At 60.4% G+C, this 26,700-nt stretch carries 20 protein-coding genes; 13 read left to right on the plus strand and 7 right to left on the minus strand.

The window, feature by feature from the left end:
• Nucleotides 1-432: 432 nt before the first annotated feature.
• Nucleotides 433-1,875 (plus strand): MFS transporter, encoded by a 1,443-nt coding sequence (locus RWZ58_RS07195; RefSeq protein WP_314658166.1) that lies wholly within the window; start codon nt 433-435, stop codon nt 1,873-1,875.
• A gap of 248 nt (nt 1,876-2,123) precedes the next feature.
• Nucleotides 2,124-4,106, plus strand: coding sequence for a M13-type metalloendopeptidase (locus RWZ58_RS07200; RefSeq protein ID WP_314658167.1), 1,983 nt, complete (start codon nt 2,124-2,126; stop codon nt 4,104-4,106).
• Nucleotides 4,107-4,226: 120 nt separating this feature from the next.
• On the opposite strand, the gene RWZ58_RS07205 is transcribed toward RWZ58_RS07200, so the two are convergent.
• The 4 genes from RWZ58_RS07205 to RWZ58_RS07220 all read right to left on the minus strand — a co-directional run bounded on the left by RWZ58_RS07205 (nt 4,227) and on the right by RWZ58_RS07220 (nt 7,087).
• Entirely contained in the window at nt 4,227-4,985 is a 759-nt protein-coding gene (locus RWZ58_RS07205) for a DUF6318 family protein (RefSeq protein WP_314658168.1), read from the minus strand.
• A 101-nt stretch (nt 4,986-5,086) separates the two neighbouring features.
• The gene (locus RWZ58_RS07210) at nt 5,087-5,818 is read right to left on the minus strand and encodes a DUF6318 family protein (protein ID WP_314658169.1); all 732 of its coding nucleotides are present in this window, start codon (nt 5,816-5,818) and stop codon (nt 5,087-5,089) included.
• Nucleotides 5,819-5,947: 129 nt separating this feature from the next.
• Nucleotides 5,948-6,187: a hypothetical protein gene (locus RWZ58_RS07215; protein ID WP_005507323.1), complete on the minus strand. Its 240-nt coding sequence runs from the start codon at nt 6,185-6,187 to the stop codon at nt 5,948-5,950.
• A 237-nt stretch (nt 6,188-6,424) separates the two neighbouring features.
• The gene (locus RWZ58_RS07220; RefSeq protein ID WP_005508041.1) at nt 6,425-7,087 is read right to left on the minus strand and encodes a hypothetical protein; all 663 of its coding nucleotides are present in this window, start codon (nt 7,085-7,087) and stop codon (nt 6,425-6,427) included.
• A gap of 270 nt (nt 7,088-7,357) precedes the next feature.
• On the opposite strand from RWZ58_RS07220, the gene RWZ58_RS07225 reads away from it, so the two are divergent.
• Complete coding sequence (locus RWZ58_RS07225; RefSeq protein ID WP_314658170.1) at nt 7,358-8,107, plus strand: ECF transporter S component; 750 nt, start codon at nt 7,358-7,360, stop codon at nt 8,105-8,107.
• Nucleotides 8,108-8,152: 45 nt separating this feature from the next.
• Entirely contained in the window at nt 8,153-8,590 is a 438-nt protein-coding gene (locus tag RWZ58_RS07230) for a hypothetical protein (protein WP_314658171.1), read from the plus strand.
• Nucleotides 8,591-8,686: 96 nt separating this feature from the next.
• On the opposite strand, the gene RWZ58_RS07235 is transcribed toward RWZ58_RS07230, so the two are convergent.
• Nucleotides 8,687-11,683 carry a choice-of-anchor M domain-containing protein gene (locus tag RWZ58_RS07235; RefSeq protein WP_314658172.1) on the minus strand — a complete coding sequence of 999 codons (2,997 nt, stop codon included), beginning with the start codon at nt 11,681-11,683 and terminating at the stop codon, nt 8,687-8,689.
• A gap of 272 nt (nt 11,684-11,955) precedes the next feature.
• Here RWZ58_RS07235 and RWZ58_RS07240 point away from each other — a divergent pair, with 272 nt between their 5' ends.
• The 6 genes from RWZ58_RS07240 (at nt 11,956) to RWZ58_RS07265 (ending at nt 20,293) form a co-directional block, all read left to right on the plus strand.
• Nucleotides 11,956-14,286 (plus strand): TIGR03773 family transporter-associated surface protein, encoded by a 2,331-nt coding sequence (locus RWZ58_RS07240; RefSeq protein ID WP_314658173.1) that lies wholly within the window; start codon nt 11,956-11,958, stop codon nt 14,284-14,286.
• On the plus strand, nt 14,273-16,024 hold the full coding sequence (locus RWZ58_RS07245; protein WP_314658174.1) for an anchored repeat ABC transporter, substrate-binding protein: 1,752 nt from the start codon (nt 14,273-14,275) through the stop codon (nt 16,022-16,024). Before RWZ58_RS07240 ends, RWZ58_RS07245 begins: the two co-directional genes overlap by 14 nt.
• 94 nt (nt 16,025-16,118) lie before the next feature.
• Entirely contained in the window at nt 16,119-17,216 is a 1,098-nt protein-coding gene (locus RWZ58_RS07250) for a choice-of-anchor M domain-containing protein (protein ID WP_314658175.1), read from the plus strand.
• Nucleotides 17,213-18,079, plus strand: coding sequence for a metal ABC transporter ATP-binding protein (locus tag RWZ58_RS07255; RefSeq protein ID WP_303949607.1), 867 nt, complete (start codon nt 17,213-17,215; stop codon nt 18,077-18,079). The genes RWZ58_RS07250 and RWZ58_RS07255 overlap by 4 nt, the downstream gene beginning before the upstream one ends.
• Nucleotides 18,076-18,930: an anchored repeat-type ABC transporter permease subunit gene (locus RWZ58_RS07260; RefSeq protein ID WP_294628751.1), complete on the plus strand. Its 855-nt coding sequence runs from the start codon at nt 18,076-18,078 to the stop codon at nt 18,928-18,930. The genes RWZ58_RS07255 and RWZ58_RS07260 overlap by 4 nt, the downstream gene beginning before the upstream one ends.
• Before the next feature lie 292 nt (nt 18,931-19,222).
• Nucleotides 19,223-20,293, plus strand: coding sequence for an alcohol dehydrogenase catalytic domain-containing protein (locus RWZ58_RS07265; protein ID WP_070690368.1), 1,071 nt, complete (start codon nt 19,223-19,225; stop codon nt 20,291-20,293).
• A 489-nt stretch (nt 20,294-20,782) separates the two neighbouring features.
• Here the strand turns inward: RWZ58_RS07265 and RWZ58_RS07270 are convergent, their stop codons facing one another.
• Complete coding sequence (locus RWZ58_RS07270) at nt 20,783-22,120, minus strand: CoA-disulfide reductase (protein ID WP_314658176.1); 1,338 nt, start codon at nt 22,118-22,120, stop codon at nt 20,783-20,785.
• A gap of 193 nt (nt 22,121-22,313) precedes the next feature.
• On the minus strand, nt 22,314-23,879 hold the full coding sequence (locus tag RWZ58_RS07275; RefSeq protein WP_294626678.1) for an MFS transporter: 1,566 nt from the start codon (nt 23,877-23,879) through the stop codon (nt 22,314-22,316).
• A 198-nt stretch (nt 23,880-24,077) separates the two neighbouring features.
• Between RWZ58_RS07275 and RWZ58_RS07280 the strand changes: the two genes are divergently transcribed.
• From RWZ58_RS07280 to RWZ58_RS07290, 3 genes are all read left to right on the plus strand, one after another.
• The gene (locus RWZ58_RS07280) at nt 24,078-24,656 is read left to right on the plus strand and encodes a TetR/AcrR family transcriptional regulator (RefSeq protein ID WP_303970067.1); all 579 of its coding nucleotides are present in this window, start codon (nt 24,078-24,080) and stop codon (nt 24,654-24,656) included.
• 135 nt (nt 24,657-24,791) lie between these two features.
• Nucleotides 24,792-25,112 (plus strand): putative quinol monooxygenase, encoded by a 321-nt coding sequence (locus tag RWZ58_RS07285; protein WP_049333773.1) that lies wholly within the window; start codon nt 24,792-24,794, stop codon nt 25,110-25,112.
• Nucleotides 25,113-25,374: 262 nt separating this feature from the next.
• Nucleotides 25,375-26,187 carry an NrtR DNA-binding winged helix domain-containing protein gene (locus RWZ58_RS07290; protein ID WP_049346488.1) on the plus strand — a complete coding sequence of 271 codons (813 nt, stop codon included), beginning with the start codon at nt 25,375-25,377 and terminating at the stop codon, nt 26,185-26,187.
• The last annotated feature ends 513 nt before the right edge of the window (nt 26,188-26,700 follow it).

A 26,700-nucleotide genomic window follows, 5' to 3' on the forward strand; every position in this document is an offset into this window, starting at 1 on the left:
TTTTGGGGATAGATAACGGGTCCGCCCGCACGGCTTCTTCTGCACCGTGCGGGCGGACTTTTGTGTGCTCGTGGAGGTACCCGCGGGAGGTACGCCGGGTTTGTGGCGGGTTTGTGCCGGACTCGTTTCGCGGCGTTCACGTGGTTTTCGCGGCGAACTTAGGGTATAAATCACCCTAAATTTATGTGTGGTCTGACCATAACATTCTCTTGCCGTTTATTGAAAGCATTTATATTCATCACGCGCCGCGTGGCCCCGTCTCCAGATAGGTAGATGCGCATCACAGGTATTTTCAGATTCACCGAAACTTCAAGGCAGAAACAACTTTTAAAGAACGTACATTCTGAATATCTGTTCACCCTCGCAAGAATACTATGCACATATGCCCAATAAATTAACATTTTTATAGAAATCCGTTTTTAGAATTCGAGCATGACTACTACCGCTTCATCAAAGAAGAAGAAGAAGGGTTCTGTACCCCGCTGGCTCGCAATTCCGGCACCCAAGCCTCAACTGAGCGAGGCAGAAGTTTCTGCAAAGTACCCGCGCATGCGCCTGCAGGTCTTCATGGGTATCTTTATCGGTTACGCGACCTTCTACCTGATTCGTAACAACGTCCCGCTGGTCACCCCGATTCTGACCAAGGAACTCGGCTTCAGCAACGCGGCCATCGGCGCGCTGTCCACGGCGCTGCTGCTCGCCTACGGCTTCAGCAAGTTCTTGACCGCAATGATTTCTGACCGCTCGAACGCGCGTCTGTTCCTGCCCATCGGTCTGGTGCTCTCGGGTGTTGCAAACATCTTGCTGGCGCTGACCGGCTACATGGGTGAAGGTGCGGGTGCGACGGGCTACGCTGCCGCTATCGCCTCCATCATGGCGACCATCATGGTCTTCAACGGTATCTTCCAGGGCATGGGTTGGCCTCCCTCGGGTCGTGTGCTCGTGAACTGGTTCTCCACCAGCGAGCGCGGCGCGAAGGTTTCGTGGTGGAACACCGCCCACAACGTTGGTGGTGCGCTGTCCGGTCTGCTGGTTGCGTGGGGCTTCTCCATGTTTGGCAAGACCTGGGAAGTTGCGTTCTGGTTCCCGGCTGTCATCAGCTTCGTGCTGGCTTTCGTGGCGTGGCTGCTGATTCGTGATAACCCCGAGGCTGAGGGTCTGCCTACCGTTGACGTGTACCGCAACGACCCGCACAAGGTTGAGTCCACCGCCGAGGATCGCGCAGAGTCCACCTGGACCACCATCCGCAAGCACGTGCTGACCAACTCGACCATGGTGTACCTGGCTCTGGCGAACGTGTTCGTGTACACCCTGCGCTACGGCGTGCTGGTGTGGGCACCGAAGTACCTGCACGATGTGCGCCACACCTCCCTTGAGGGCGGTATTGCGGGCTTCTCGATTCTGGAACTTGCCGGTATTGGTGGCACCGTCCTGTGCGGTTACGTTTCTGACCGCATGTTTAAGGGTCGCCGCTCCCCCGCGGGTATCCTGTTCCTGATTGCGACCGTTGGCGCGATTCTGCTGTACTGGCTGCCTTCTTCGGATGCGCCGCTGTGGATTGCGTACGTTGCATTGGCTCTGATTGGTGGCCTGATTTACGGCCCGGTCATGCTGATTGGTCTGCAGGCTATTGACCTGTCTCCCTCGCACGTTGCGGGTACCGCTGCGGGCTTCACCGGCCTGTTCGGTTACGCACTGGGTGCAACCCTGGCTTCTGCCGGTATCGGCATTATTGTTGACCACTGGGGCTGGAGCACCGCGTTCATCTTCATGATTGTGTGCTCGGGTCTGGCGGTTCTGTTCCTGTGGCTGGTTAACGGTGCTGAGAAGCGCATGATGGCTGAGCGCGCGGAGAAGCTGGCGGCTCAGGCTTAAGCGAATAGTGATTCTTCTTTCCTGAACTGCTCGGCAGTTCGGGGGTAGATGTTAACCCGCCTGTACGGTTGTGTGACCGTGCGGGCGGGTTTTCTGCATCCTGGGAGGGCTACCGCCCTCTCTGCCGCCCGCGTAGCCCGCTGAGGAGCGGCAAAATGCCCCTGAGAAGCGCCTGTACCGGTGAGCCAGCATCTGGTGCCGTGCCGGGCATCCTGTGGCTTGGGGGCGTAAGAACATAGAATGGAACCATGACTACTAACTCTGGAATCACTAAAGAATGGGTGGACGAAACCGTCAAGCCGGGCGACGATTTCTTCCGCCACGTCAATGGTAAGTGGCTGGCAACCCACGAAATCCCGGCGGACCGCCCCAAGGACGGCGGCCTGTACACCCTCCGCGATAACGCAGAGAAGCACGTGCGTGAGCTGGTGGAGAAGATCGCGAAGGAGCAGCCGGAGTCCCGTATTGGCGCACTGTACAACTCCTTCATGGATGTTGAGAAGATTGAGGCGGACGGCCTGGAGCCGCTGCTGAAGGAAATCGCCCCGATCCTGAACTCGGCAACCCCCTCCCACCTGGCTGTGACCCTGGCGTTGCTGTCTCGTGCGGGTCTGCCGCAGCTGTTCGCCTGGTACACCAGCAACGACCCGAAGGACCCGAAGAATTACACGTTCTTCCTGTACCAGTCGGGTCTGGGTCTGCCGGATGAATCCTACTACCGTGAAGAGAAGCACGAGCAGGCGTGCGCAGCGTACGTTGAGCACATCGCCCGCATGTTTGAGCTGACCGGCCTGGCAGAGGGCTTCGGTCTGAACCCGGAGCAGGCGGCTCAGCTGGTGTTCACTCACGAGTCTGAGCTGGCTCGCCTGCACTGGAACGTTGTAGAGAACCGTGACGCTGAGGCGACCTACAACCCGTACCAGGCGACCGAGCTGGAGGAGAAGTTCCCCGGCTTCCCGTTCTCCCAGTGGCTGCTGGCGCTCGGCGCCGACCCGGAGACCCTGGGCCAGGTTATTGTGGCTCAGCCGTCCTTCTTTGAGGGTGCGGCTAAGCTGTTCACCTCCATCCCGCTGATGAGCTGGAAGCTGTGGGCTGTGTGGACTGTTCTGCGTTCGCGTGCGCCGTTCATGTACGACGAGCTGGTTCAGGAGAGCTTCAACTTCTACGGCAAGACCCTCTCCGGTACTCAGCAGATTCGTGAGCGTTGGAAGCGTGGCGTGGGTGCTGTTGAGAAGGCTCTGGGTGAGGAGATTGGCCAGGAGTACGTGGCTGTGCACTTCCCGCCTTCGCACAAGGAGAAGATGCTGGTTCTGGTCGGCAACCTCCTGGAGGCGTACCGCGAGTCTATTGAGTCGCTGGGCTGGATGACTGAGGCAACCCGTCAGAAGGCGCTGGAGAAGCTGTCGAAGTTCGTCACCAAGATTGGTTACCCCGATAAGTGGCGTGACTTCTCCGCACTGGAGCTGGTGCCCGGTGACCTGTTTGAGAACCTGCGCCGTACCGGTGCGTTTGATGCTGACTGGCTGATTGCCCGTAAGGGTCAGCCGGTGGATAAGTCGGAGTGGCTGATGACTCCGCAGACCGTGAACGCGTACTACATGCCCCCGGCAAACGAGATTGTGTTCCCGGCAGCGATTCTGCAGCCGCCGTACTTCAACCCGGATGCTGACGATGCGGCGAACTACGGCAATATCGGCATGATTATTGGCCACGAGATTGGCCACGGTTTTGACGATCAGGGTTCCCGCTATGACGGCGACGGCAAGCTGGAGAGCTGGTGGACTGAGGAGGATTACGCGAAGTTCAAGGAGCGCACCTCCGCGCTGGTGGAGCAGTACAACGCGTACGTTCCGGTGGGTCTGGACCCGAAGTTCCACGTGAACGGTGAGCTGACCCTGGGTGAGAACATTGGTGACCTGTCGGGCATGTCGATTGCGTTGAAGGCGTACCGCCTGGCGCTGAAGAAGCAGGGTATTGAGTCGCTGGATGACGCACCGGTGATTGACGGTATGACCGCTATTCAGCGTTTCTTCTTCTCGAATGCTCGCGGCTGGTGCACGAAGTCCCGCCCGCAGCACGCCGAGGTGATGATTTCGGTGGATCCTCATTCGCCGGATGAGTTCCGCGTGAACGGTGTGGTGCGCAATATTGATGAGTTCTACGAGGCGTTTGGCGTCTCTGAGGACGATGCGCTGTACCTGGCTCCTGAGGAGCGCGTGCGCATCTGGTAGCATCCCGATAAGTGTATATGCTTTATTGCGTATATAGGTGAGGCGCCCGCCTCGTGGTTTCACACCACCGGGCGGGCGCCTTTTTAGTTCTAGAAGCTATACGCTTCTAAGCTGAAGCTTTTAGGAAGCAGAAGCCGAAGCGGTAGCCAAAGCAGAGGCAGACGCTGAAGAGGAACGAGTATTCATACCGCTCAGCTTCCACGCGCCGTTCTCGTACACGCCGCGCAGGGTGCGGTCCACCTCTTCCTTACGTTCTGATTCAGAGGGGGCTTCTTGCACGCTACCCTTGGCCACGATGAACTCGCCGGGATCTATGGTCAGGTGGATATCCCAGATGTAGGTGTCGCCCTCACGTTTAGGCTGCGCGGAAAGCATGGTGGTGGTGACGGTCGGGTCACCCAGCCAGGTCTTGCCCTGCTGCAAAGCAGCACCCAGGGAACGTGCATCGGGTTCGAGGAATTTCTTCAGCTCGGACGCCTCGAGTGCACATTCACGCAGCGGCTCGGTCTTACCGGTACGCATGTAGTATTCCATGGCTGCGCCAAAGAACGCGATGGACTGATACAGGCCCTCCACGCTGTTCTCATTGACAACGGCAGGCTTCACGGGCACGGGTGCATTCTTAGAGGGCTCGGTGCGAGTTCCAGGCTGGTAATCAGCAGGCTTGGAGGTGTAGCCCTCCAGGACTGCAACGCCGGAGTAGTCGCTACGTACACTCTTGGACGCCGACGCAGACGCGCTACCGGATGCATTGCTGGATGCACTCTCGGATGCGTTGCCGCTGGTTGCTTGCGGCTGAGCACCGCATGCTGCCAGGAGGGTTGCGCCACCGGCGGCTACAACCAGGCCGAGGGCAGATCGGCGAGTTACGTTCTTCATTTTTCTCTCTATCTACGGTGGTGGCGCCCGCCTCGTGGTTTTCAGCCACGGGGCGGGCGCCTTTCTATTTCAGAAACTATACGTTTCTAGGCTCTTGAGTTTTAGGAGTCAGATTCCGAAGCGGAAGCAGAGGAAGAGGACGAAGAGGAAGTACGCATACCGGTCAGCTTCCACGCACCGTTCTCGTACACACCGTGCAGGGTGCGCTCCACATCGTTCTTACGGTCCGAATCGGAGGAAGCGTTCTCCACACGGTCCTTGCTTGCGATGAACTCACCGCTGTCCATGGTCAGGCGGATATTCCAGTTGTAGGCGTCGCCATCACGCTCGGGCTGTGCGGTAAGCATTGTGATGGTGACGGACGGGTCCTGCATCCAAATCTTGCCCTGCTGCAGGCCAGCACCCAGGGTGCCTTCTTCGGGTTCGAGCATGTTCTTCAGCTCGGAGTTGTCAACCGCGCATTCACGCAGGGGTTCGGTCTTGCCGGTACGCATGTAGTATTCAATGGCTGCGCCGAAGAATGCGATGGACTGGTACAGGCCTTCTACGCTGTTCTCGTTGGCAACGGCGGGCTTCACGGGCACGGGAGCGTTCTTGGACGGCTCGGTGCGGGTTGCGGGCTGGTAGTCAGAAGGCTTGGAGGTGTAGCCCTCCAGGACTGCAACGCCGGAGTAGTCGGTGCGTGCGGTCTTGGACGTAGTTGCGGAAGCAGATGCGCTACCGGATGCGTTGCCGCTGGTTGCCTGGGGCTGAGCACCGCAGGCTGCCAGGAGGGTTGCGCCGCCGGTTACTGCAAGCAGGCCGAGGGCGGATCGGCGGGTTACGTTCTTCATGGGTTCTCTCTATCTGTGGTGCATTTTCCGCACCGTGGTGCGGGTGATGCCTACGGCATCTAACGGGAAGACGGCACTACGTGAGTGTAGTGCCGTCTTCCAGTATATGTTTATTGGGCTTGGGATTCTTTAGCCGCCGTAATAGTAGTAGTGGCTGTAGGAGCTACCGTAGTAGTCGCTGATGACGATGCGGCCGCGGCGGCCGTAACGGTGCGAGTAGTAGCCGTTGTAGGGGGTGCGGCGCACGGTGGGGCGGTAGGTGGTTGCCTGTGCGGGGGTGAGCAGTGCGCCGAGGGCGGTTGCTGCGCCTGCGCCTGCGGCGGCGAGTGCTGCGCGGCGGGTGAGGCGTGCGGGCTTCTTGGTGGCCATGATATGCCTTTCGGGGTTGGTGTTTCTGTGAAGTGACGTGGCGTGTGCACGGCGTGCGGCTGTGCATTAACCATTTCTTATTGTAAGCCTCAACGTTAATGTTTTTGCGCGCAGAGTGCACCTTCTAGTTGAGGGTTAGACCATGCGGGCTAGTCAACGTTTTTCCGGCAGAAAAATTACGGAAATATTGGTTGAGAAACACGCCGGGCACACGCTAAATACGGGCTGAATTGCGGGCTACATGTCTACTTCGGCGAGGCCCGAAATTTCCTTGTCCTTGATGTGCGGGATGGTGGAGTTCCAGTTCATCCACGCTTTGACCTGCGCAGCTTCTTCGGGGTTGTTCATATCTGGCCAGCGGTCGTTTTCGATCCTGAATCGGGTCATTGCGAGGAGGGGGTAGCCCTCATAGATGGGCCCGAAACGCGCAATGCGCTTACCCGATTTCGTGTCGAAGGAGACGGAGTCTGAAATTTCACTGTCGGAACTCTGCGTATACGTGACCTTATCGATCGCGTTGAGCGGGTAGAAGGTTTTATTGTCGTGCCCGTTGTCCTCTTCGAATCCTTCCGGCGAGATTTTAGTGTAAGAACCAGCGGTTTCGTTAAAGACATATAGAAGAAAGCACGTGAAGAGGAAAGCTCCGACATCATATAGAAAATGGAATCCTATATCGCCCAGCAGATGCACCATAAACATCAGAGCAGGGGTCATGGGAAGCGCGACGGCAAGCACAATTATTTCGGAGCGGTCGCTTCGAGTAATGTAAATGTTTTTGGCGTACAGCTTCTTGTCTCGGCGTCGGTTGATTTCGTAGACAATGATGGACCGGACCATCTTGTACATCTGTAGGACATTTACTACGCCCCAGAGGGCAATCATGGTGTAGTTCATCATCATGGTGGTCAACTACCCTTTCTGTTTTATCGGTGACCGGCAGCCTTCCGGCAACGGTGCGGAAGGGGCGGATTTGCTCTCAGAGTAGCTAACGAAATCGGGTGGTTGAGTCCAGATTCGCGTTATCCGCGGAGTGGTTGCCGAGTCTTCACCGGAGCATTGCGTCGAGTTAACCTTCTGGTCAGATACGGTGCGATAGGCTAAGGATGTGCCCGCCACCTCACCGTAGCGAGCACGATTCACCAACCACTACCGCACAAGGACGTACATACTATGAGCGCTGTTGAAGACGGACTCCTCGGAGGACTCATCGTTGCCTTGATACCGGGCTACCGCATTAAGCTCGGCAAACCCACCCTGAATAAGAGGCAGAAGAGGCCCATCCTGGCATTTATCTTCTTCTGGCTTGTAACTATCCTTGGGTTTGTTGGTATGCCACTTATCTGGCTGTCTCTTGGTCGCTGGGATGCCCAACCAGGAACAGAACAATTTACTGTTGCAATTTCCGGTCTCATTTTTAGCATCGTGTCTCTTGGTCTGCTGGGCGCTATTCCTCTGAACCACTGCTACGCCTTCTACCTCGAACTACGCGAGGATTGCGTGCGGTGGCGTAATTGGCGGTGGAAGGAACGCACTTTCACCTACCCGTCGATTACGTTTGCCCATGTGGAGAATAACGGTAAGAACGGGTTCTTGCGTATTGGCAGTACTGAGATGGGTAAGCGTACTTGTAGTTTTGACCCGTATCAGTTTGACGCGACGATCCTTATGGCGCAGGTGCTTTACCGTGATGATCATGGGCATTGGGCTGAGGCTGACGGCCTGGATGTGATGAGCGTGGTGGGGATGTATGGTTCTTCGCGTGATATTTATGCCCAGTTTTATGATTTGTGTGAGACGAAGTATGTGGTGGGTGTGACGAAGAGTGAACGTCAGAAGCGCCGCCGTAGGGCTGCTCGTAATGAGGCGCGTAGGTTGGAGCGTCAGCAGGCGCGTGAAGAAGCACGCCGCGAAAAAGAATGAGTTAGCGAAACTGTAAATTTCTACGCAGGAAAGAGGTGATTCACGGTGAAAAAGAATGTTTCGACGAAAAGGAATAGTTCAAAGAAAAAGAACAAGAATAAAGTTACCTTCAAAGAGTATCTTCGCAGAAAAGCAAAAGATATTTGGTATGACCGTGAAGCCATCATATTTTGTGTAGGTGTTATCGCCGTATTGGGATTTATATATTTCATGACTCATTACAACCCGAATAATGACTCTGAAATATGCACTATCGAGTCGGTTGAAATCATTGAGCATGAGGACCCCTACGCAATCTCCGGTGAATTCGAGACGGAAGAGTGCGGAACCATCACAATGTGGCACGCTCCAGATGGCGAACGTATCTACCCTTACCTCAACAGTATCGAGGCGGGTAAGAAATATAGGGCTTATAAGTCCTTCGATACCCGTAACGATGAAACAGGCTTCACTGCCATCCGCTTTGAAGAAATCAAAGAATAACAACCTCATAAACTAAAAATAAAGCCCCCGCAGCCGAGAGTCATCCTCTCAGCCGCGGGGGCTTCACCGTATCAGCGCATCCTCACGCGGCGAACACTAGGAGGAGCGGCGGCGAGAACGCAGCACCATCACAGTACCCGCACCCAACACCAGCGCACCGCCCACAGCCACAGACACCGCACCAAAACCAGTACGCGCCAGGCCGCCCTGCTGGGAGCTAGCGCCACCAGAAGAAGCAGACACACCAGACTGACCCAACGAGCCGCCACCGGTACCACCGCCGGAGACACCACCCGGGTATACGCCGCCAGCAGAACCATCAGCAGAATCAGAGCCCTGCGCGTTCACGTCACCGGCAGCGCCAGAAGCACCAGCCTGACCGGACTGACCAGACTGCGCGGCACCGGACTGACCAGCCTGACCGGAACCAGCATTACCGCCAGCACCGCCCGGGGTTGCCGAATCCACACGGCGCACACCGCTAAAGTCATCCGACGCAGCGTTCGGGTCCTTCGGCACGGCAGTCTCAAACGAGCACGCATCCGACGCCTTCTTACCCACAGCAACCGCAAGCTGCTGCACCGGGCTGTTCACCTCAGTACCATCAGCCAGGGTCGCGGAATAGTGCACATCAAACATGTACTGGCCGGGCTCAGAGAACACCCAGTTCGCGTGCGCGTGCGTCGCGTAATCAATGTCGATCGTGGTCTTGCCGGTCGTCGAATCCAGCAGCACATCCGCACCATTCAGCGACTCAGTGAACATGCCGAAGCGTGCACCCTCAGGCATGACCTTCGGCACCACGTGCAGGCGCACCGGGCCGCGCAGCTGACTGTAGTCAATATCCTGCGTGTTGTAGCCGGGCCAAGGCAGGCCGCTCTGCTGAGTCTGCGGCAGACCGTAGAACGCGGTACCGACCGGGCCCATGAAGTTCAGCTTCTCATCAGCCATACGTTCAGTGCGTACACGGCGGGCGTTCTCGCTGACCGTCCACACGACCGAATCAAGCGGGCGCACCGTCGAATCGGCGTCAATGATGCCGCTGTCGTCGCGCAGACCCACGGACAGCTGGCGGTCCTTCAGGGTCGCCTGAATGTCCAGGTGGCCCTTCGAAATCTTGGCGCGGCCGTCAATCTGACCGGGCACGCACTGGTGACCCGGGGTTCCGGGAGTGGACGGCTGAGCAGAGGGCGCGGGGCTGGACGGCTCCGGGTTTGCGGGCGCGGGGCTACTCGGTGCCGGAGTGGAGGGCGCCGGAGCAGGCACGCTCGGTTCTGCGGAGGCGGTCGGCACCGCAGGCACGGTCGGAACCTCGCTGGGGGACACCGACGGTACGGTGCTGGGCTCAGCAGTCGGAGCCTCGCTGGGTGCCTCGCTCGGCTCAGCAGAAGGCTCAGCAGAGGGCGCGACGGTAGGCTCAGCGCTCGGCGACGGATCCACCGGAGCAGGCTTCGGCGCATCCGCAATCGGCGCGCTATCGGGAGCCAACGCACCGTGCGCAGTGTACTTCGTGCCCGGCTCGTAGTTCGCCGCAACCTCAGTGGTGGAGGCGGAAGCGTTCATATCCGGGTGGGTCAGCATCTTCACGCGCAGCGCCGTGCCCTTGTAGAACGACTCGTCACGGAAGGTAAAGCGCGCCACACCATCCTCGACGGAGCCTTCCAGGTCGAGGTACGGGTACACCGGGTCGTCCTGGGCGTAGAAGCCGCCGCGCATGAAGCCGCGCACCTTCGGGTCCTTGAAGCGGACCTCAACGGTGCTGAAGCCGTTGCCGTTCGGGGTGACGGTCACGTCGTAGTCCATGCTGGTCGGCGTGTACTGCTCAGTGCTGAGCACGGTGTTCGCCTGATCCGGGATTTCCTCGGGCCAGGAGCCGTTACCGTCGTCGCTGTACACGCTCTCAGCCTTACCGGGCTCGTAGGTGAGCTTGTGCGAAATCCAGCGGGACGCCTCCGCACTGTTCGCGTCGGAGGTATCCGGGGTGAAGACCGCCTGCAGCTGGGAGCCCTCGCTACCGAGCATTTCAGACCAGGTGGCGGTACCGTTCACGACCGGCAGGTCGGTCAGGAAGTAGCCGTTGTTGTACAGGGTCAGGGTGCCCTTGAGGTTCTTATTCGCGGCGGCGAAGGTGATGTCGCTGAGTTTGTCGTCAGCGTCCTTGTTCTTTGCCGGGTCGGTGTCCAGGCGGTGCGGCGCCACGGACAGCACGTACTTTGCGGCGTCCAGGTCACCGACGGGTGCCGCGTTGTAGCGGTCGACCGTGGGCACGGCGGTGGGGGTACCGTCACCGAGCGTAGGCTGCATGCCGCCAACCTGCCAGACCAGCTTCGACGGCTTGGAGCTGATGATGCGGCCGTCGGTGGAGCGCGCCACGGTGCGGTAGGTGACGACGTAGCGGCCGGGGCGGGTGAAGGTCGTGGTGTTGTGGGTGTGGCTGCCCTTGTCGAGCAGCCAGGAGTGCCAGCCGTTGGAGCTGCTGGAGAGCATGCGGTACACGTCGGCGGGGGCGTCGTCCGGGTTGTAGCGGAAGAGCTCCATACGGCCGGGGCCCTCAACGGAAAGGATGTCGGTGGCGAACACGCCGTCACGGAAGCGTTCGGTGGGCACCTTAGCGGAGGCGCCCAGGCCAGCCCAGATGGGGTCCTGGTTGCCGGAGGTCAGGTGCGGTGCCATGTAGAGGGTCTGGCCGGGTTCGCCGAGGAACGCCAGGGAGGGCGAGTTGCCCAGGGTCATGGTGTACTGCGACTTGCCGTCGCGGCCGCTGTAGCCCTTGCCGACCCAGTTGACGGTCTTGTCCAGTTCGTAGGTGTCTGCGCCAGTCTTGTAGGGGTTCGCCTCGTTCATGAGGACGAAGGTGCCGTTCTGCTCGTCCCAGTATGCCTTGGGGGCGTCAACGTGGCCCTTGGTGGTGACGATTTTGCCGTCGTCGGGGCCTGCGGCGGCGGGCAGGGAGGGGGCAGCACCAGCGAGCGCGAGCAGTGCTGCGGCGGAGAGGAACGCGGCGGCACGGCGGAGGGCGGGCTTGCCGCCGGGGATGAAGAGTGCGGGGGTGTGTGTGGTGACCCGTCGTTGGGTCTGCTTCTGAGAGCTCATGACAACCTTTCTCATTTTTCTACTTCTTAGGGTAGCTCTTTTGCAAATAATTGTCATTTAGCACCTAACTGAGTATAGTGATTCTCAGAAAAACATGTGCGCAGAGGCGCGCCCAAAAACGCACACCACGTACATTCGCAAAGAGAAAACACGGCAGAGCGCACCCCTTCCGCAAGGGAGAAACCGGCAACAGGCCGCCGGGACCAGCACCGGGCACACCCCGGGGCATCGGGTAGCGCGCCAGCCAACGAGCAGTCATCCAAGGAGCCACCATGCAAGGACGCACCAAACCCCTGAGCCTACTCAGCGCAACCACCCTCGGATGCACCCTCGCACTCGGGGCACCCCTCGCCCTCCCCCAGGTCGGCACCTTCACCGCCGCACAGGCGCAGGAAAACCAGGCAGGTACCCAGGCAAACACCCAAGCGGGTACCGAGTCGCGCGGTTACGTCAACTACGAAGGCGACTACGTCATCGCCGGCGTGCACACCGAAATGCTCAACGCCTTCCTCGACGGCAACCAGTTCACCCTCGGCACCCTCGCAGACACCGGCCCCGGCCAGCAGGGACGATTCAACCCCGCCCGCACCGTCTTCCACCTGCCCGACGTCGAGGACGCACACACCAAGGTCGTAGCAGGCTACGACTACATTGCCCCCGAAGGCACCGACATCTTCTACATTCCCTCCACCCGCACCCGCGGCCTGCTCTACCCCGGCCTCGGTGCGGAGGGAATCCGCCCCGGCGCGCTCAAGGACAACACCATCAACCTTGAACTCGTGCGCAGCAGCGTACCCGAAGGCGGCCGCGCCGAGGTCTTCACCGAATCCGGCCGCGACAACCCGCGCGTTTTCAGCACTAACGACCAGCTCGCACGGCACACCATCACCGCTGGCGGTCACGAGCACCTCAGTTGGGCGTTCACCCGCGCAGGCATCTACCAGCTGACGTTCCGCGCCACCGCAACCCTTGCGGACGGCACCCCGGTCAGCTCCGAGGCGACCTACACCATCGCCGTGGGCACCAACGCCGAGGAGGGCTTCGAGCTCCTGAACGCGCAGAACACCGCGAAGGAAGCAACCAAGGACGCCACGAGCGAGGCGACTACCACTCCCGAGGCGACCTCCACCGCGACCGAGAGCGCCACCGGCAGCCCCAGCGCATCTACCTCCACAAGTGCTGAGGCGAGTGCATCTGCCGAGGCGAGCGCATCCACCGGTATTCGCCGCGTGGATGGATCCGTGAACGGTCAGAACGCCGCGCAGGTGACCGACCCGAACGGCGCGAAGGTGGCGGCAAATGGTGAGCAGGCATCCCAGGGTGGATCCGGTGTAACCGCTATCAGCGGCACCGACAACACCACCAATAGCGGCTCTGACAAGGGCGAAAGCAAGGACGGCAATGCCGCCAGCGCGAAGGGATCCAGCGTGAAGGGCTCCAACGCCCAGAACGTCACCGCGCCCAGCAACGGCGGCGGCATTACCGGTAACGGTGTGCTGTCCTCCGGCCTGCCCGGTAGCCTGAACCAGCAGTGCATCGCCACCGAGGTTCCCGCCGAAGACGCCAAGGACTCTAAGGACGCTCAGAAGGACAACAAGCAGAGCAACCAGGCAGCCCAGGCGCCGACCAGCATCCCCACGCTCGCTGTGGTCAACACCGCCGAGCACAGCGGCCGTGAAGAAGTCACCCACGGTCACTTCGACGTAGGCCCGATCCTCAACGGCGGCAACCTCACCAGTAGCGTGAAGGACGACCGCACCAGCCCCGCCCGCCACGTCTCCCCCGGCGCCCTCGAGTTCGTGCTCAATGACGCCGCGAAGATCAACCTGCCCGCAGGCATGGAGAATATCGCCCCGGCGGGCACCCCCGTGCACATGATCGGCGCAACCCAGCAGCAGGGCGTGCCCTGGCTCGGCTGGAGCACCCAGGACCCCGAACTGCTCAAGCAGCTCGACGGCCCCGTCACCATGAGCCTCAACGGTTTTGAGGGCCCCGGCACTATGTCTACCTTCCTCTCCGGCAACTTCGGTTCCGCCGGTCAGCAGGTCTTCGATTCGCGTAGCGGCGGCTCCTTCCAGGTGCCCGCGAACACCCACCAGCACAGCAACTGGGTGTTCACTGCCGAGGGTCGCTACACCGTGACCATCGGCTGGACTGCACGCCTGAAGAACGGCCAGCAGGTCAGCAGCGAATCGGTTCTACACTTCACCGTCGGCAACCCCGATAACGCCCCGGCAAGCGACAACGGCCAGGGTGCGGCAGGTGCCAAGCAGGACGGCGGCAACACTGCCGCTAACAACGGCGGCGAGAAGAGCACCGCAAAGAACCCCGTCAACGGCACCGTGGACGAAGCCACCGGCATCGTCACCAAGCCCGACGGATCCAAGGTGCGCATCGTCGGTAAGACCGCCTCCGGTGAGGATTGCGCCCTGACCAGCCAGGAACTCGCCAACGCCCAGAAGGCAGCCGCGGCAGGTAAGCTGCCGAACACCGGTGTGGTCATCGACCCGTTCATGGTCAGCACCTCCATTCTGGCGCTGGCACTCGGTGCCATGATTCTGCGTTCGGCACGCCGAAAGGGCCGCAGCGGTGACACCGCATAGCGGGCATACCGGCAAGGGGTCACACGCCTATAGTCGACGCGCCGCCCTCACCCTCGCCTCCCGCATCGCGGCAGGTGCCGGGGTGGGGGCTGGCGCCTTCGCACTGAGCGGATGCGCCAGCACCGAGAACGCCTCCTCCGACCGGATGCGCGTGGTCGCCACAACCCCGATTCTGGCAGACTTGGCGCAGCAGATTGCAGGGGAGCGCGCCAGCGTGCACTCCCTCGTGCCTGCCGGTGCCGACCCGCACTCGTATGAGCCGAGCCTGCGCGATATCCGCGATGTCGCCTACGCCCGTTGTGCCCTGACGAACGGCCTGCTGCTGGAGCAGCGTAAGCTCTCCAAAATGGTTGAGGCGAATCTACCCGCCGGGGTTGTGTCCGTGGCGGTTGCGGAGAAAATCGAGCAGTACGGCGGCAAGCTGGAAGCCATTGTTGAGGACGCCTCCCTGGACTCCATCTGGCTGGGTTTGCGCGTTGAAGAGGGCGGACAGAACGAGTCTGCCCCCGCCGATTCTTCGGAGGCCGGCATGCGCTTTGAGGTGCAGAGCGTGCGGGCGCGCACCGCCACCGATTCCTCGAATGCGCAGTTGGCGGCGTTTATTACGCAGACCTTCGGCGCGGTGGAGATGCTGTGCGATTCACACGCGCGCGGCGTGAACCTCACCCGTGAGGGGGACACCGCGATTCGTACCGGCGATATGGGTTCGCTGGAGCTTCCCCTGCAGGCGCATACGCACCTGTCGTGGGCGTTTAGTGATGCCGGCGAGTACGCCATTGAGCTGAGTGCAACCGCGGTCAATGCCCCGGAGTCGGTGCGTTCTTCGCGCGGAACCCTGTACTGCGCGGTCGGTCGCGACCCGCAGGAACTGGTGGACCGCCTGGCGAAGGAACAGAACGTTTCTACCTCGGACATCAAGGTTCTTTCTGCAGGTCACGCCGATATTACGGCACGCACCGGCGACGGCAGGCTCGTGCTTCGCGCGGACTCCTCCCAGGGCGCCGTGGAGCACGAACTGAACCGCACCGTGGTCGCGGTCCCCTCCCGCACCCTGCAGGAGGTGCCCGCCGGCGGCAGCTACCGTTTCCTGCGTTCGGGAGCTTCGGAGCATCGCGGCCAGGTGTACCTGCTCGCGCAGGCGGTTCTGGGCAAGCACGTGCACGGCGAAATCGACCCGCACATTTGGCATTCGGTGCCGAACGCGAAGGCGAGCGTGCAGGTCATTCGTGACGCGCTTACCTCCGCCGACCCAGCGGGTGCGAGCGAATACGCGACCCGCACCGAACAGGTCGTCAAGGAGCTCGATGCCCTGGACGCTCAGCTGCGCCAGGTGTACGGGGCCCTGCCGGAGGCAGCACGCAACCTGGTCACCACGCACGACGGCTACCGCTACCTGGCAAGCACCTACGGGCTGCACATTGCCGGTTTTGTGAGTGCCAGCGCCAGTGGTGAGCCGAGTATTCAGCAGCGTCAGCGTTTGCGCCGCACGGTCGAGGATTTGAAGGTCCCGGCGATTTACCTGGATAAGTCCACGGCGATGCGTTCACCGGTTCTCACGGAGTTGGCGCGGGAGGCGCAGGTGCGTACCGGGGTGCTCTATTCGGACACTCTGGATGCGCAGGCTCCCCACTACGCGCAGATGATGTTGGCGAATGCTCACACGATTGCGCTGTGTTCTGGGGCTAGTTCTGGCGGCGATTCTTCGGGCGCTAGCTGCTCGGAGGCTAGCACCTCGTAACCCGGTTTTTAAGCTACCCACAAGCTCATATAGCCGTATCAGCATATAGATAATCTTTCACACACCGTTTCGGTCATGATTCAAGGAAGTCCTCATGATGAACTCAACCACCCGCTCTTCTCGTAGCCTGTCCGCCCTGGTGCTAGGTGCAAGCCTAATGCTCGCGCCCTTGGGCGTGGCACACGCGGAGACCAGCCCGGCAACCGCTGAGGCAACCACCGAGAGCGCCTCGGCTCAGCCGAGCGATAGCAACCTGAGCCGCGGCGATCGCGCTCTCACCCAGACCCTGTCGGCGGAGCAGCCGGTCGCATCCGGCCGTACCGAAATCTCCGCCGGTCACGTGGATATGGGTCCTCGTTTCAACAACGGCAAGTTTGAGCTCATGCTCCACGACGACCACGGCGAGAGCCCCGTCTGGCGCAGCCTGGACGAGGTCATCTACCGCGGCAGCGATAAGGCCATCCTGGAGGTGCCGAACGACCCGCGCTACTCCTTCGTGGGTGCCCCCGCCGGTTCTAAGGTGTATGTGATTCCGCAGACCGAAACCAAGGGCGTGATTTGGCCGGGTTGGAACACCCAGGATCCGCAGCTGGTGTCCAAGCTGAACCGCGGCGTGAACCTGACCCTGGAGCAGGTGAGCGGCCCCGGCACGTTCAGCCTGTACCTGGAGAACGGCAACTTCTCGGCACCGCAGGTGCTGTGGTCCTCGACCAAGAACGAGCCGCAGAAGCTGTGGGTTGAGAAGAACACTCACACCCACGCGAACTGGGTGTTCACCGCCCCCGGCGAGTACCTGCTGAAGGTCACCGCGAGCGCTGAGCTCTCTGACGGTTCGACCGTGACCGATACCCGCTACCTGAAGTTTGCGGTGGGTGACTCCGCGAGCGCCGATACCCTGTACGCGATGGAGGCGCAGGCGCGCGGTTCTGCATCCTCGGGCGCGGCTTCTTCTGCCTCTTCCGATGCTTCCTCTAGCTCTGCTTCTCAGGCACCCGGCACTCAGGCTTCGGGTTCTTCGTCTGCCGCCGCGGCGAGCGACCAGAGCGGCTACAAGGCAGAGTTCACTATCCCCTGGGGTGCTATTGCCGCAGGCGTGGCAGCTGTGATTGCCGTGGGCGCATTCCTTTCGTTCCGTCGCCGCTCCTCCGCGCAGCGTGAGGCTCTGGATGAAGTGCGCGGTGACCGTTCGTGAGCGCGTCGGTAACAGCGGGTACTGAACCCGTTCTAGAGATTTCAAACCTGTACGCGGGCTACGCGCGCCGCTCCATCCTCAAGGATCTGTCCCTGACCCTGGAGCGCGGCGAGTTTGCGGGTCTGATTGGTGCTAATGGTGCCGGTAAGACCACGCTGCTGCGCACCATTTTGGGTCTGATTCGCCCGGCGTCCGGTCAGGTTCGGGTTCTGGGTGAGTCGCCGCGTGTGGCTCGTGCGCATATTGGTTACGTGCCGCAGAAGCACCAGTTCCAGTGGGATTTTCCGCTGACCGTCAAGGACACGGTGATGACTGGTCGCGTGCGTGAGATTGGGTTCTTCCGCCGCCCGGCGAAGAAGGATTGGGTGCAGGTTTTTTCGGCGATGGAACGCACCGATGTTCTGCACCTGCAGGATGCTTCCATTGCGGAGCTTTCAGGTGGTCAGCGTCAGCGAGTGTTGCTTGCGCGGGCTCTGGCGGCGAACCCCTCCCTGCTGCTGTTGGATGAGCCGTTTACGGGCGTGGACGCCCCCACCCAGACCACGCTGACCCGCCTGTACCGCGAGCTGGCGGATGAGGGCATCACGATTCTGATGTCTACGCACGACATGCTGGCTGCGCGTGAGTCCTGCTCGCGCCTGTGCGGTGTGCGCGGCAATATTCACCTGGATGGTCCGGCGGACTCCTTTAGCCTGGAGCAGCTGCATACGTGGTTGCACGGTCACGATATTGAGGAGGCGCAGGGCCACGCCCGCACGGGATTCACCTGTGCCGGTGGTGCGTTGGATGAGTACGGCCACGAGCTGCCGGATTCCTGCGCTTCCTCCCCCGCCCACGCTACTTCTACCGGGGGTGCCCATTGATTACTCCTCTCGATTTTCTTGCCGACCTGTTCAACCCGTCGCTGGCGTTCCTTCCGCGCGCCCTGGCGGCTGTGCTGCTGGCGTCGGTGGTCACCGGTGTGGTGGGCTGCCACGTGCTGATGCGCGGCATGGTCTTCATTGGCGATGCGGTGGCGCACTCGGTATTCCCGGGCCTTGCGGTGGCGTTCGTGTTGGGCGGCAACCTGATGGTGGGCGGCCTGACCGCGGGCGTGGTGACGGCTATTCTGGTGGCTATTTTTAGTCAGAATCAGCGGCTGCGCGAGGATTCGGTCATTGGTATTTTCTTTGCCGCGTCCTTTGCGTTGGGTATTGTGATTATTTCGTTGGCGCCGGGCTATTCGGGTTCGGTGCAGGACTTCTTGTTCGGCTCTATTGTGGGTGTTTCGAATGAGGACATTACCAACGCCGCGATTATGGGTGCCGTTATCCTGCTGGTGTTGTGGCTGTTCCACCGCCAGATTGTGACGGTCAGCCTGGACCGTGAGAGCGCCCGCGCGATGGGCCTGCCGGTGCTTGCCCTGGATATTGTGCTGTACGTTCTGGTGACCATTTCTGTGGTGCTGGGCCTGCAGACGCTCGGTAATGTACTGGTGTTGGCGCTTCTGGTGATTCCGGCATCGGCTGCGCGCCTGGCGTGCCGCCGACTGGGGTCGATGATGGTGTTCTCGCCGGTGTTTGGCGGTATCTGCTCGATTGTTGGCCTGTACCTGTCGTGGGCGTTTAACCTGCCGACCGGTGGCACGATTGTGCTGTCGATGGTGGCGGCTTTTGTGTTGGTGTGGGCGGTGACGGCGGTTCGTTCGCGAGCGCGCGCCCAGCTGAAGAGCTAAGCCCAGCTGAAGAGTTAAACCCAGCTCAACCCAACTTTTCTACATGTAACGCACGAGGCGCATCCCTATTTTCAGGGGTGCGCCTCGTGCGTTATTTACAGGTATTAAATACCCAAACTGAACCATGTTTATGTTTAAAGAACTAAAAGATACACTCCGCGTAATAAAAGCGCTTAATTCAACACGTCGGGTTTAATGAAAATACAACCTATCAAATATTCCTTATAGGTTGATACATGTAGTGATAAAGCAGTCACTGCACCCTCATCAGAGCTTCAACGAAGGAGTCACCATGAAGGCATATGTGTACCACGGTCCTGATCAGAAGGGCGCCTGGGAGGAAGTCCCGAACCCCACCATTCTTGAGCCCACGGACGTTATCGCCCGTGTCGACACCACCACCATCTGCGGTACCGACCTGCACATCCTGAAGGGCGACTGCCCCGAGGTGGACCACGGACGCATCCTCGGCCACGAGGCTGTCGGTACCATTACCGAGGTTGGCTCCGCAGTGACTGACCTGAAGGTCGGCGACCGCATCATCATTCCCGCCGTGACCAGCTGCGGTAAGTGCTCCTACTGTAAGGCAAACCAGCCTTCGCACTGCCAGACCGTTGGCGGTGTCGGCTGGATTTTCGGTTACATGATTGACGGCACCCAGGCGGAGTACGTGCGTGTTCCCTACGCAGAGACTTCGGTTCACCTGGTCCCGGAGGGCCTGACCGATGAGGACGTCCTCTTCCTCACCGACGCACTGCCCACCGGTTTCGAGATTGGTATTCTGAACGGTCACACCAAGCCCGGCGACACCGTCGCTGTCGTGGGTGCGGGCCCCGTGGGTCTGGGTGCTATCATGACCGCTAACCTCTGCGGTGCTGGCCGCGTCATCACCGTCGACTTTGACGACAACCGCATGAACAAGGCACTGGAGCTGGGCGCCACCGATAAGGTCAACGCGGGCGACCCGGACTTCATCGAGAAGATTAAGGCTCTCTCCCCCGACGGCCTGGGCGTGGATGTGGCAATTGAGGCTGTGGGCGTTCCGCAGACCTTCGAGACCTGCACCAAGATTGTTCGCCCCTACGGCAACATCGCGAACGCCGGCGTGCACGGCAAGCCCGTTGAGCTGCCCCTGAACACCATGTGGATTTCTAACGTGAGCATCAACATGGGCCTGGTCAACTGCAACACCGTCGGTAACCTGCTGAACATGGTCCGCTCCGGTCGCCTGAATGCTAAGGCGATGGCAACCCACCGCTTCACGTTCGACCAGTTCGAGGAGGCATACGACCTGTTCTCCCATGCTGCTGAGCACAACGTGGTGAAGGTTGTTATCTCCCGCGACCCGGAGGTTGCGGCATAGACTGCGGTAGGCTCATATACCGCTGATACTGAAACCCCGAACGTTTGTGAGGGATTTCGGTGGGATGTATTCATTACACTGCGAACATCCCTAGGATTCGCCTCCGGGTGGGAGTGGGTAGGTCCCACCCGGAGCGCGAATCGTCCTCCCCTACCCCGAGATGCAGTTATTTTCTGATGATGTAGACGATGCGCCAGCTCGGGGTTTTCTGTTCCCTCAGCCCGTTCTTTGGCGGGTTTGGGGCGGTTCCTCAAGCGTGATGCACCCTCTGCCGGGCGCTCTGCCAACCTGCTTCGGCAGGTTCTTCTGCCAGGCAACCTCTACTGGCGGAGGGGCGCATCATTTGACTCTTCTTGGTCGGGCGGTACCTCCGATTCTGCTCGACCTTGAAGGGAAAGGAAAAGGGTCGCACGCTTACGGTTCAATGGCGAACTCGTAGGCTGCGACCCTTTTCTCCTGCCCGGTTTTTGGGTGCCTCGGGCGGGCTATTTAGTTTTTGGGCTTCTCAGTACCGGGTTTCTCAGCGCTGCTTTTCTCATGACCGTCGGCATCGTGCGGGATGCGGGTGAACGCCTCCGTGGGGTCGTCTGCCCCAGCTGCGACGGATACCTCGACTGCGGTGGAAGGTTCGGTGGCGCTTCCGGTGACGGGCTCAGTGGGCGCATCAGCCAGATCCTCGGCAGGTGCTTCAACGGGCACCTCCGCAACGATGGGCTCCTCCGAGGCGGACTCCCCAGAGGCAGGCGCCTCCGAAGCCTTCTGAGCATCCTCCGGCTTATCCTGAGCCGGAGTCTCTACGGGCTGCTCAGAAACAGGCTGTTCGGTAGCTACCGGCTCACCGTGAGCTTCCTTCTTCGCATCCTTGTGCGCGTCCTTATGTTCGAGCGTGTAGATGATGCGCGGCTCGAGGCGCTCAAAACCGATCTTGGAACGCACCCAGTTCACGAAGCGGTCGATGCGGTCCTCGCCCTCGGTGGTTTCCACAACCCGGTAGTTGCGCGGCAGCATCACGCTGTCGCTGAGCACGCGCGGGTACTCATCAATCTCCTGAATACCCGCCATGTACATGTTCTCGCGGAACTGGTGAGCGAACTCCTGCTGACCGAGGAACAGCTGGTCGGCGTAGGTTTTAGCCGCCAGGCGCTCGCTGTAGGCGTCCTTGGAGTCGCGAGCGCCCTTCTTGGAGCCGTAAATATCCCAGAAGTAAAAGTACACATTGTTCGCGATAATGGCGGAGATAATGCGGTTCTGCAGGTACACGAGGGCACCGACGGCGACCGCACCAACAATCAGGAGCACCACGGCGAGCGGGGAGAGTGCAAAGTCAGACAGATTGCCGCGGTGGTTCGTGAACAGGCCAATCAGGTAGGCGATGGTGACCACGATGATGGGCACGCCGATGAAAATCACGGCCAGCGGAACCCAAATGTACAGCAGGGCACGTAGAATCAGGCGGTAGTAGCTAATCGAGTCGCCAATGGGGATGGGCGTAGGCTTCACGGAAGAGTGCGCACGCTTCATGAGCAGGCTGAAGATACGGTTGCTGTCGATGCCAACTTTACGCAGCTTCGATTCGAGGGACGCACGCTTGAGGAAGACCCGGTAGTTTTCGAGGACGACGCGCTGGTCGGAGGTGAGCTTTTCGGGGTCGGGTAGGGCGTTGAGGTCCAAGCCGGCTTCGGTGAGGAGCTTGCTCCACAGTTCCAGTCGCGCCAGTTCGGAGGGTTTTGCCGCCGCCTGCGCCTGGTAGTTCTTGTAGGAGATGAAGATGGTGCTAGCACCAATGAGTAGCGTAATAAAGGGTGCTATCCAGTCTTTGAGTCCCATGGTGGCGTTCTTCCTTGATTGTGTGGAGCCGCTGGTTCCTCTGCGGTCGGGGCTGATGCCCGCTGTTTTACCGTACCACCGGCACCTGTGCTGAACCTTTAAATGCGCAGGTGGGTGCGTAAAAATAGCCCCGCCTCCCGATGCTCAAGAGCAACGGGAGGCGGAGCTTACCTATGAGGTTTAGTGCGCTGTATTAGTGTTCTGCGGGCTTCATTTCGCGCGGTGCCTTACGAATCATGAGGTAGCTGATGACAGCCATAACACCCATGAGCACGGCACTGAATGCGGAGCTCAGCACCACGCCGGAGTCAAAGGCGGCGAATGCGGAAGAGAGCAGCTGGTTTGCCTGCTCACCACCCACATGGCTGGCAACCGACACGGCACCGCCGAGGGTTTCCTGGGCATGGTCGGCGAGGGTTTCATCCAGGCCGGAGGGCACGACCACGTTCGCACGGTAGACGGCGGTGAGCATACCACCGATGATGACGGTACCGAGCACCGCACCCGTCTCGTAGGAGGTCTCAGAAATCGCGGACGCCGCACCGGCCTTACGCGGCGGCACGCTGGAGAGCATCAGGTCGTTCGAAATGGTCTGAGCAATACCGATGCCGGTACCGAGCACAATAAAGATGAGGATAATAACCACGTCGCTGTGCGCACCCAGGAAGGCGAGCACCGCGAACGCGGCGGCGTTGAGAGCCAGACCGAAGGACACCACCTGCGCCGGGTGGAAGTGCACCGCAACACGCGCAATCACCAGGCCGGCGATGATAGTCGCCAAAGTACCGGGAATCAGCAGCATGCCGGCGTACATGGGCGGCAGACCGGAGACCAGCTGCAGGTGCTGGGAGGCGAAGTAGATGAAGCCAACGTCCACCGTCATGGAGATGAGGTTCGCGGTAATCGCACCGGTGAACACGGTGTTGCGGAAGAGGCGCACATCCAGCATGGGCTGAATATCGTTCTTCTCGCGGTTGAGCTGACGCAGCACGAACAGAACAATGAAGCACAGACCGGCAAGGATGGTGCTAATAGCCACCGCATCGAAACCAGCTTCGGAGGTGTGAGTCAGACCGAAGGTAATGCCGGTCATGCCGACCATGATCAGCAGGATGCTCAGCGGATCCACCGGGCTGGGGTTTGGGTCCTTCGACTCGGGCACCATGATCGGGGCAAGAATCAGCAGAGGAATCAGAATCGGCACAGCGAGCAGGAACACCGAACCCCAGTCGAAGTGCTCCAGCAGGAAGCCACCCACAATCGGGCCCAGCGCCGCACCGGCGGAGAAGCCCGAAGCCCACACGGCAATAGCGATGCGGCGCTCGGTCGCGTCCACAAAGATATTGCGGATAATCGACAGGGTTGCCGGCATGAGCATCGCACCGAAAATACCGAGCAGGGCACGGGCAACCACGAGCATCAGCGCGGAGGGCGCGAATGCCGCGAGCGCAGAAATCGCCGCGAAGCCGGTCGAACCGATGAGCAGCAGCTTGCGGCGGCCGATGCGGTCGCCGATAGCGCCCATGGGTACGAGCAGGGCGGAGAGCACCAGCGGGTAGGAGTCAACGATCCACAGCTGCTCCGCGGAGGAGGGGCTCAGTGCCTTAGCGATTGCGGGCACCGCGAAGGCGAGCACCGTGTTGTCGATGGAGACCAGGAGCACCGGGAGCATGAGCACGCCGAGTGCCGCCCAGCGTTTGGTCTTCTGGTCGGGGGCGTGAATGGGCAGAGCCGTGGTGTGCGGATTGTGATTCGTCATGGGTTGTTTTCGTGCGTCTATGGGGTTTCGGCTGATGCGGCGGACGCGGCGGCATCAGCTCGGTATGTCCTTTGGACTAGGTCTTTTAGTGAGGTTTTCGGGGATTACCCGGAGGTTTTAGGGGTCCGGGCGGGTCCACAAACGAAGATTAACTATACCAACTGGACGGTATAGTTTCAAGCGGTTAGACTGGTACCCATGACCACCCCCAACCACCGCAAACAGCGCGCCAACAACTCCCGCGAACACATCCTCGACACCTACGTCGACCTGCTGATTCGCTCGGGAGAACGCGCCGCAACCCTCGACGCCGTCGCCACCGCCGCCAAGGTATCCAAGGGCGGGCTACTCTACCACTTCTCATCCAAGAAGGCGCTCCTTGAGGCGCTCGCAGAACGCACCCTCGCCCTTGCTGGCGAGGATTTCGCGGCAATGGAGCAGGCACCCGAGGGGGCAAGCGCCTACTACATCAATTCCTCCACGCCGGATAACACCCCGTTCGACCGTGCCCTCATTGCCCTCAGCCGCCTGGCTCAGAACAATAATGAGCTCGCCCAGCAGACCATGAGTCGCGTGCAGGATGGCTGGCATGCGCTCGTCCTCGCTGAGCTGGGTGATGAGCAGATTGCCCGCACCGTGCTGCTTTTGGGTGACGGCATGTACTACAACGCGGCGTTTGGAGGCGACTCCGCCAGCCCACAGAGGGCTGCAGCCATCGCCGCAGACCGTGCGGCGCTCGAACGTGCGCTGCAGGTACTCAAGGCGGCGGCACGCTAGAACAAGAATCCACTCGACACAGCGGTTAAAGCCGCTAGCTAAAACCGCTGTCTCACACCATATTTTTCAGCGCCGGCGAGCACCCGCGGCTTAAACTGGAAGGGTACATATCTACTCTTCAACCAAGGAGTTCCGATGATTTTCATTGCTGTAAAGTTCCCCGTCAAGCCCGAATACGCTGACCAGTGGATTGAGAAGACCCGCGCTTTCACCGAGGCAACCCGCGCCGAGGAAGGCAACAAGTTCTTCGAGTGGTCCCGCAGTGTTGAGGACCCGAACGAGTTCGTTCTGCTCGAGGCTTTCAACGACGACGCAGCTGGCCCGCACGTGAACTCTGACCACTTCCAGCAGGCGATGAAGGACATGCGTCCGCTGCTGACTGCAACCCCGAAGATTATTTCTCGCCTGATCGACGGCGACGACTGGGAAGCAATGGGCGAGCTGCAGATCGACTAGTCTGCACCCCCGACATGCACCCTAGAATTGCATAGTTAGACGTTGCATAAGTAGACGCTGGAGCGCCTCTCCTCTCTGTCCTATTGGGCAGGCAGGAGAGGCGCTTTGGTGTGTCCGGTACCTGAACTTTTCCCCTTGACACGACGCGGATGGTACCGGTTTTCGACTCAGCGGGTGCCTTGCGTGCATTTTTACCCTATTAACCCCTTAAAATGGGTAGAGTATGCACACCTATCGATACCCATTCGCACAGGAGGTCTGAATGAGCATCGCATCCCAGCCTCTTCCCGGCGCAGTCGCCGTCGAAGAGCACAACGACGTGGACCACACCTCTGTATCCCTCGCCGTCTCGACCGTTATTCTGGCGCTGCGCCCCAAGGAAAACGAAACCCACCCGACCCTGTGGCTGCCGCTGGTTCGCCGCCTCCGCGAGCCTTATAAGGGCCAGTGGGCGCTTCCTGGCGGTCCGCTCAACCCGAATCTTTCCCTCGAAGAGGCAGCGGCTTCGACGCTGAAGCGCGCAACCAACCTGCAGCCCGGCTACCTGGAGCAGCTCTACGCATTCGGTGATGTCCTGCGCACTCCCGAGGCGCGTGCCGCCCGCGTTGTGGGTGAACCCGACCCGGCGCCCGGCGCTGATCACGAGCGCGTGGTTTCCGTGGTGTACTGGGCTTCGATTCCCGCCACCGAGGTCGCAAACACCCGCGTGCACGAGAACATCCGCTGGTTCCCGGTGGATGAGCTGCCCGAGCTTGCCTTCGACCACAACGAAATCATTGAGTACGCACTCTACCGCCTGCAGAACAAGGTCGAGTACTCGCGTATTGCGCACTCGTTCCTGGGTGAGGAGTTCACCCTGGCGCAGCTGCGTGAGGTGTACGAGGCGATTCTGGGTCGCACCCTGGATCCGGCGAACTTCCGCCGCCAGATTGCGGCGTCGAAGTCGATTATTGACACCGGCCGCCGTGTGGAGGGTACCCGTCACCGCCCGCCGCGCCTGTACCGTTACAACGACGCTCAGGCGTACGCGGATGCGGGCCCGCTGGGCATGTACCGTGAGCGTCACGAGGCGTAATAGCATTTCGCGTGTTGTACGCGCGCAGATTTAATGCTTATAAGGAGGGGCGGCACCGAGTGGTGTCACCCCTCCTTTTGCATTCTCTAGGGGGTATCGGCACTTGTCAGAAGGTTTTACAGGAGGGTGTTTGACTCAGCACCCGTGCGCTCCCTATGCTGGAGACCTCAGCTCTTTATCCGTGTTGCCCCACCGTGGGGCAACCTAAGAGGCTGAACGCAATGTTTGACCGAAGCCACCCAAGGCATGACCGGGGCGGTATTCGGAATCTAGGAGGCATCAAAGAAATGACCCACCGAGCATAAGCCCGGATCCAACAACACCAGGTCAATGCGCTTTTATGCGTCCACCCCACTACCCGGGCTTACGTGTACCTACAGACCGCGCTCGGGTTTTTCATGCCTTCACGCCTTCACGTGCGCTGGCGGGAATCCGAGCACCCATTCGAAGGAACTCGGCCCATGCCACACCACATTACACTCGACCATATTTCGTATGCGCATCCGGGTGAGC

The organism is uncultured Rothia sp. (assembly GCF_963544205.1).
Taxonomy (GTDB): Bacteria; Actinomycetota; Actinomycetes; order Actinomycetales; family Micrococcaceae; genus Rothia.